Origin of the sequence: Streptomyces sp. LS1784, assembly GCF_020103755.1 — a bacterium.
In the GTDB taxonomy this organism is placed as follows: Bacteria; Actinomycetota; Actinomycetes; order Streptomycetales; family Streptomycetaceae; genus Kitasatospora.
In genome coordinates, this window is record NZ_JAHSQD010000445.1 from 1 (window position 1) to 6,845 (window position 6,845).

Annotated in this window: 6 protein-coding genes; 4 read left to right on the plus strand and 2 right to left on the minus strand. The window is 72.6% G+C overall.

What is annotated here, in order from left to right:
• Window positions 1-576: PspC domain-containing protein (locus tag KS423_RS34090; protein ID WP_224283623.1), on the minus strand; the 576-nt coding region annotated here is incomplete at its 3' end.
• A 134-nt stretch (window positions 577-710) separates the two neighbouring features.
• Here KS423_RS34090 and KS423_RS34095 point away from each other — a divergent pair.
• The 4 genes from KS423_RS34095 to pcrA all read left to right on the plus strand — a co-directional run bounded on the left by KS423_RS34095 (window position 711) and on the right by pcrA (window position 6,340).
• Window positions 711-2,174, plus strand: a complete 1,464-nt coding sequence (locus tag KS423_RS34095) for a PspC domain-containing protein (protein WP_374120077.1) — start codon at window positions 711-713, stop codon at window positions 2,172-2,174.
• A complete protein-coding gene (locus tag KS423_RS34100) occupies window positions 2,167-2,844 on the plus strand; it encodes a response regulator transcription factor (protein ID WP_224283624.1) in 678 nt (225 codons plus the stop codon). The genes KS423_RS34095 and KS423_RS34100 overlap by 8 nt, the downstream gene beginning before the upstream one ends.
• Window positions 2,845-3,073: 229 nt before the next feature.
• Window positions 3,074-3,619, plus strand: coding sequence for a hypothetical protein (locus KS423_RS34105; protein ID WP_224283625.1), 546 nt, complete (start codon window positions 3,074-3,076; stop codon window positions 3,617-3,619).
• 75 nt (window positions 3,620-3,694) lie between these two features.
• Entirely contained in the window at window positions 3,695-6,340 is a 2,646-nt protein-coding gene (pcrA, locus tag KS423_RS34110; RefSeq protein WP_224283626.1) for a DNA helicase PcrA, read from the plus strand.
• Window positions 6,341-6,344: 4 nt separating this feature from the next.
• On the opposite strand, the gene KS423_RS34115 is transcribed toward pcrA, so the two are convergent.
• On the minus strand, window positions 6,345-6,845 hold a 501-nt coding region (locus tag KS423_RS34115; RefSeq protein WP_224283627.1), incomplete at its 5' end, for a M23 family metallopeptidase.

Below are 6,845 nucleotides of genomic sequence, written 5' to 3' on the forward strand. Positions count from 1 at the left end.
GGTCCGGGCCGACTCGTCCTGCTCCGGCCGCGGCCACCGGTAGGCCCCGGCGCCGCCGGTGACCTCGGGGCCCTCGGGCTCGGGGAAGTGGCGGTCGTACGGGCCGCCGCGCCGGTGCTCGCGCCCCCGGCCCCGGCGGCGCTCCGGGTCGTAGCGCACCGCCAGGAAGACCAGGGCGGCGAGCAGCAGCAGCGGGAAGATCTGGTCCCCGTCGCCCATCGAGGAGAAGAACACCCCGGTGCCGATCACGGTCAGCAGCACCGCGCCGACCGACTGGCCGTCCACCCGCCCGGTGAGCACCCGCTGGAGCTCGGTGCGCCCGCCGCGGCCCTTGGCCTCGTCGTCGGTCGGGACGATCAGCCAGGCCAGGCCGTACAGGAACAGCCCGAGGCCGCCGGAGAGGCAGAGCACCACCGTGACGATCCGGAAGACCACCGGGTCGATGTCCAGGTGCCGCCCGAGGCCGCCGCAGACGCCGGCCACCACACGGTGGTGCTCGGCCCGGGTCAGTGGCGGGCGGTCCGGTTCCGGCTGGGCGGTGGGCCCGGCCTCCTCGATGCGGGGGTCCTCGGTCATGGGCACCATCCTTCCGGCAGGGGGTGGTCCGGCCCAACCGGGGCGACCCCTGCCCATACCCTGACTTGTCCCTGATACGGGATGGGGACACACCCTGATGCGCCCGCGGCTGCCCGCGTGGAACCATCGGTGGCGTGGCAGCCCCCGGTACCGATCCCCGATCCATCGCCCCCGACACCGCGTCGTCGGCCGGCGCCGACCCGAGCGCGCCCGACGGCGGGAGGCCGCCCTACCGGCGGCTCTACCGCAGTCCGCAGGGACGGATGCTGGGCGGGGTCGCGCACGGCCTGGCGGTGCACCTCGGGCTGCCGGTGCGATGGGTGCGGCTCGCCTTCGTCGTGCTGTTCTTCGCGCAGGGGATCGGCGCGCTGCTGTACGCCGCGTTCTGGTTCGTGGTGCCGATCGGCATAGGCGAGCCCTCGCAGCGCGGCGGAGCCCAGTGGGTGTACCTCAACGGGGTGTTCGTCCCGGCCTCGCCCGGGATGCCGGGCGGCCTGCTGAGCAAGGGCGGCCAGGCCGGCGGCTGGGTGGGCCGGATGCGCCAGCTGCTCCAGCACACCCTGCAGGGCGAGCCGGTGGCCGCCCCCGCGGAGGGCGAGGAGGCCGCGCCGGCCGGCAAGGGCGGGCAGGGAGGCCTCGGCCAGCTCGCCGCCCTGGTGATGACGGTGATCGGCCTGATCGCCCTGCTCAACGTGCTCGGCCTGCAGACCGCCAAGCCGTACACCTGGCCGCTGCTGGCGATCGGCGTCGGCGTGGCGCTGGTCTGGCGGCAGGCCGACGACTCGCGCTGGCAGCGCTGGTTCGGCATCGTGGAGGGCGAGAAGCGGCGCGGCGCCTACACCCGGGTCGGCGCGGGCGTACTGCTCGCGGTGGCCGGCACCATCGCGCTGCTCGCGATGCAGGGCAGCGGCTCCACGCTCGGCTCGGTGATCGAGGCCTCGCTCGCGGTGCTGGCCGGCGTGCTGGTGCTGCTCGGCCCGTACGGCCTGCGGCTCTGGCAGGACCTCGGGGCCGAGCGCACCGCCCGCATCCGTGCCCAGGAGCGGGCCGAGATCGCCGCGCACATCCACGACTCCGTGCTGCACACCCTGACCCTGATCCAGCGCCGGGCCGAGGACCCGAAGGAGGTGCTGCGGCTGGCCCGCTCGCAGGAGCGCGAGCTGCGGCTGTGGCTGTACCGCCCGGAGGCCGCCGCGGAGGCCGCGCCGGACACCATGGCGGAGACCCTGCGGGCCGCCGTCGCCGAGGTCGAGGACCGGCACGGCGTCCAGGTCGAGCTGGTGATCGTCGGCGACTGCCCGATGGACGAGAGGATCGCGGCACAGATGCAGGCCGCGAGGGAGGCGACCGTCAACGCGGCCAAGTACGGTGGCGGGGGACCGGTCCAGGTCTACGCCGAGGTGGAGGGGAGGACGGTGTCGGTGTTCGTCCGCGACCACGGCCCCGGCTTCGACCCCGACACGGTGCCCGAGGACCGGATGGGCGTACGGGAGTCGATCATCGGCCGGATGAAGCGCAACGGCGGCACCGCTCGGGTGCGGCCGGCGGCGGGCGGCGGCACCGAGGTCGAGCTGGAGATGGAGAGAACGGATGACTGAGGCAGCTCCGGAGCGCACGGCGCGGGTCGTGCTGGTGGACGACCACCGGATGTTCCGGACGGGGGTCAGGGCCGAGATCGGCCGTACCGAAGTGACCGGCATCGACGTGGTCGGCGAGGCCGACGACGTCGACTCGGCGGTCCGCGTGGTCGCCGAGACCAGGCCGGACGTGGTGCTGCTCGACGTCCACCTGCCGGGCGGCGGCGGCGCCGAGGTGCTGCGCCGCTCGGTCGGGGTGATGGGCGAGCAGGGAGGGGTGAAGTTCCTGGCGCTGTCGGTGTCGGACGCCGCCGACGACGTCATCGGCGTCATCCGCGGGGGCGCGCGCGGCTACGTCACCAAGACCATCACCGGCACCGACCTGGTGAACGCGATCTTCCGGATCGCCGACGGCGACGCGGTGTTCTCGCCCCGGCTGGCCGGCTTCGTGCTGGACGCCTTCGCCGCCACCGACACCCCGCCGGTGGACGAGGACCTGGACCGGCTCACCCAGCGCGAGCGCGAGGTCCTGCGGCTGATCGCCCGCGGCTACGCCTACAAGGAGATCGCCAAGCAGCTCTTCATCTCGGTGAAGACGGTCGAGAGCCACGTCTCCGCCGTCCTGCGCAAGCTCCAGCTGAGCAACCGCCACGAGCTGACCCGCTGGGCCACCGCCCGCCGCCTGGTCTGACGACCTCGATTCCGTACCCGCTGTAGTCTCCCGGTGGCCCGGCGATGTCGGGCCACCGGGAGGGGGAGACGTGGGGGACGCAGCCAGGGCCGATCCGACCGGCCCGGCGAACGCGGGGAAGAAGACGCAGGACAGAGCGCTTCCCGGTCATCGGCAAGATCGTGAGCGGCCACGGGAAGACGATCACCCGGCAGGACCCCAGGTGATGGCCCGGGCACGATGGGGGCCCGTGACGGCGGTCCTCCTGGCACTTCTGGTCGGCTGGCTCTTCTGGCCGGAGCCCGACGAACCGGTCATGCCGGTCGAACAGGCGCAGCACCGGATCGAGGCCGAACTCGCCGATGTGGCCGGGGCGCTTCACCCGGACCTCCGGTGGACCGAGCCGAGGTACGGCAGTGACGCGGACACCACCGGGTTCTGCGGTACCTCCGGGTGCGAGAAGACGGGCCGGGCGGAACTGGCTGCCGGGCAGGTGGCCCGGGTCCGGGTCTCCGACGACCGGCGCGGTGAAACGCTCGACAGGGTCCAGGCGGTTTGGGCCGGAAAGGGCTATGCGGTCACGCGCACCTGGTACTCGCTGGAGGTGAAGGAGGACCGGAACCCGCGCTTCAGTCTCCGGTTCTCCGTCGAACAGGACGGCTGTGCGAGGTTCGCGGCCTCCCAGTACGACGTCAAGGACACCACCGGGCCCGATGGATCCGGCGGGTTCGCCCAGGGGCCGAAGGACTCCGCCGGCCAGTGCGCGACCGTCGACGACCCGTACTGGTCGCACTGACGCCGACGAACCCGTCCGCTCGGATCCTCCGGGGCGGGCGGGCTTGTCGGTGGGTGGCCATAGACTCGATGTGCCATGAGTAGCCTCTTTGACGACCTTCCGCTCCCCGGTTTCGAGGCACCCGCCGCCGGGTCGAAGCAGCCCGCCGCGCCCATCGACGAGGAGCCCCCGCCGTTCGAGGACGACGTCCCGTACGACGCGTACGAGGAGGCCATCCCGGACGGGCTGTTCCAGACCGACCATGCCGCCGAGACGGAGCGGGACGCCTGGTACCGCAACGGCGCCGCGCGGACGGTGGTGGACCCGGCGCAGCTGCTGGAGGGGATGAACGACCCGCAGCGCGAGGCGGTGCTGCACGCGGGCTCGCCGCTGCTGATCGTGGCCGGCGCCGGCTCGGGCAAGACCCGGGTGCTGACCCACCGGATCGCCCACCTGCTGGGCGCCCGCGGGGTGCAGCCGGGGGAGATCCTGGCGATCACCTTCACCAACAAGGCGGCCGGCGAGATGCGCGAGCGCGTCGAGGCGCTGGTCGGCCCGCGCGCCCGGGCGATGTGGGTCTCCACCTTCCACAGCGCCTGTGTGCGCATCCTGCGCCGCGAGTCCAAGCAGCTGGGCTTCACCTCCAGCTTCTCGATCTACGACTCGGCCGACTCGCAGCGGCTGATGTCGCTGGTCTGCCGCGACCTCGACCTGGACCCGAAGCAGTTCCCGCCGAAGTCCTTCACGGCGAAGATCAGCAACCTCAAGAACGAGCTGATCGACGAGGAGACCTTCGCCGACCGGGCCGCCAACCCGATGGAGAAGAAGCTCGCGGAGGCGTACGCGCTCTACCAGCGGCGCCTGCGCGAGGCCAACGCGCTGGACTTCGACGACATCATCATGACGACGGTGAACCTGCTGCAGGCCTTCCCCGACGTCGCCGAGCACTACCGGCGCCGGTTCCGGCACATCCTGGTCGACGAGTACCAGGACACCAACCACGCCCAGTACACGCTGGTCCGCGAGCTGACCGGCGGCTCGGTGGCCGACGCCCCCCGGCGCACCGTGGACGGCGAGCTCGTGAACCCGGCGGCCGGGCGCCTGGCCGAGGTGCCGCCGGCCGAGCTGTGCGTGGTCGGTGACGCGGACCAGTCGATCTACGCCTTCCGCGGCGCGACCATCCGCAACATCCTCCAGTTCGAGGAGGACTACCCGAACGCGACCACGATCCTGCTGGAGCAGAACTACCGCTCCACCCAGACGATCCTGAGCGCCGCCAACGCCGTCATCGAGCGCAACGCCAACCGCCGCGAGAAGAAGCTGTGGACGGCCGGCGAGCACGGCGAGAAGGTGATCGGCTACGTCGCGGACGACGAGCACGGCGAGGCCCAGTTCATCGCCGACGAGATCGACCGGCTCACCGACAAGGCCGAGGCCAAGCCGGGCGACGTCGCGATCTTCTACCGGACCAACGCCCAGTCCCGCGTGTTCGAGGAGGTGTTCATCCGGGTCGGCCTGCCGTACAAGGTGGTCGGCGGGGTGCGCTTCTACGAGCGCAAGGAGGTCCGGGACGTCCTGGCGTACCTGCGGGTGCTCTCCAACCCGGAGGACACCGTGCCGCTGCGCCGGATCCTCAACGTGCCCAAGCGCGGCATCGGCGAGCGGGCCGAGGCGATGATCGACGCGCTCGCCGCGCGGGAGCGGATCTCCTTCGCCCAGGCGCTGGTGCGGGTCGACGAGGCGTACGGGATGGCCGCGCGCTCGGCCAACGCCGTCAAGAAGTTCAACACCCTGATGGCCGGGCTGCGCCAGGTCGTCGAGTCGGGCGCGGGCCCGGCGGCGGTGCTGGAGGCCGTCCTGGAGGAGACCGGCTACCTGGCCGAGCTCCAGGCGTCGACGGACCCGCAGGACGAGACCCGGGTGGAGAACCTCCAGGAGCTCGCCTCCGTCGCCCTGGAGTACGAGCAGGACCCGGGCGAGCGGCCGGACGCCGGGGAGGAGGGCACGCCGCCGGTCGGCTCGCTGGCCGACTTCCTGGAGCGGGTCGCGCTGGTCGCCGACTCCGACCAGCTCCCGGATGCGAAGCAGTACGGGACAGAGGGAGGAAGTCCGGACGAGGACGAGGACGGGCAGGGCGTCATCACGATGATGACCCTGCACACCGCCAAGGGCCTGGAGTTCCCGGTGGTCTTCCTGACCGGCATGGAGGACGGGATCTTCCCGCACATGCGGGCGCTCAACCAGGTCAAGGAGCTGGAGGAGGAGCGCCGGCTCGCGTACGTCGGGCTCACCCGGGCCCGCGAGCGGCTGTACCTGACCCGCTCGGTGCTGCGCAGCGCCTGGGGGCAGCCGGCCTACAACCCGGCCTCGCGGTTCCTGGAGGAGATCCCGGAGGCGCTGGTGGAGTGGAAGCGCACCGGGGCGGCCCAGGCGCCGGTCCAGCGCGGCTACTCCTCGGGCTCGTCCTGGGGCAAGTCCTCGTCCGGGGGCGGGAGTTCGCGTTCGTCCTCGTCGGCTTCGCCGAAGGCCGGCTGGGGGCAGTCGGCGCGGCGCGGCGGCCAGGTGGTGGAGCGCGAGGCCGTCTCGCTGGCGGTCGGCGACCGGGTCACCCACGACAGCTTCGGGCTGGGCACGGTGGTGGCCGTCACGGGCGTCGGCGACCGGGCCCAGGCCACCGTCGACTTCGGCACCGACGGGCGCAAGCAGCTGCTGCTGCGCTACGCGCCGGTGGAGAAGCTCTGATCCGCTAGCGCGGGTCCAGCCCGTTCGAGAGGAACCAGGGCAGCGGGTCGATCGGCCCGCTGCCCGGCGGCCGGATCTCGAAGTGCAGGTGCGGGCCGGTGCTGTTGCCGCTGCTGCCGACGAAGGCGATCACGTCACCCTGCTTCACCGGGCCCTTGCGCACCTTGTACGCCCGCAGGTGGCAGTACCAGGCCTCGGTGCCGTCGGGCATCTTGATGATCGTCATGTAGCCGTAGAACGGGTTCCACTGGGTCCGAAGGGTGCCGTCGGTCACGGCGTAGACCTCGGAGCCGCCGTCCACCGGGAAGTCGATGCCGGTGTGCCGGTTGGCCCAGTGGGTGCCGGCCTCGCCGAACAGTTCGCCCAGGCCGTGCCGGGCGACCGGCATGGCCACCTTGGGCTTGGCCGGCTCGGGCGTCGGCTCGGCGGTGGGCTGCGCGGTGGGGGCCCCGGCAGGGGCGTCGGTGGGTTGGGCGCCGGCCAGGGGCTGGCGGGCGTCGCCGCG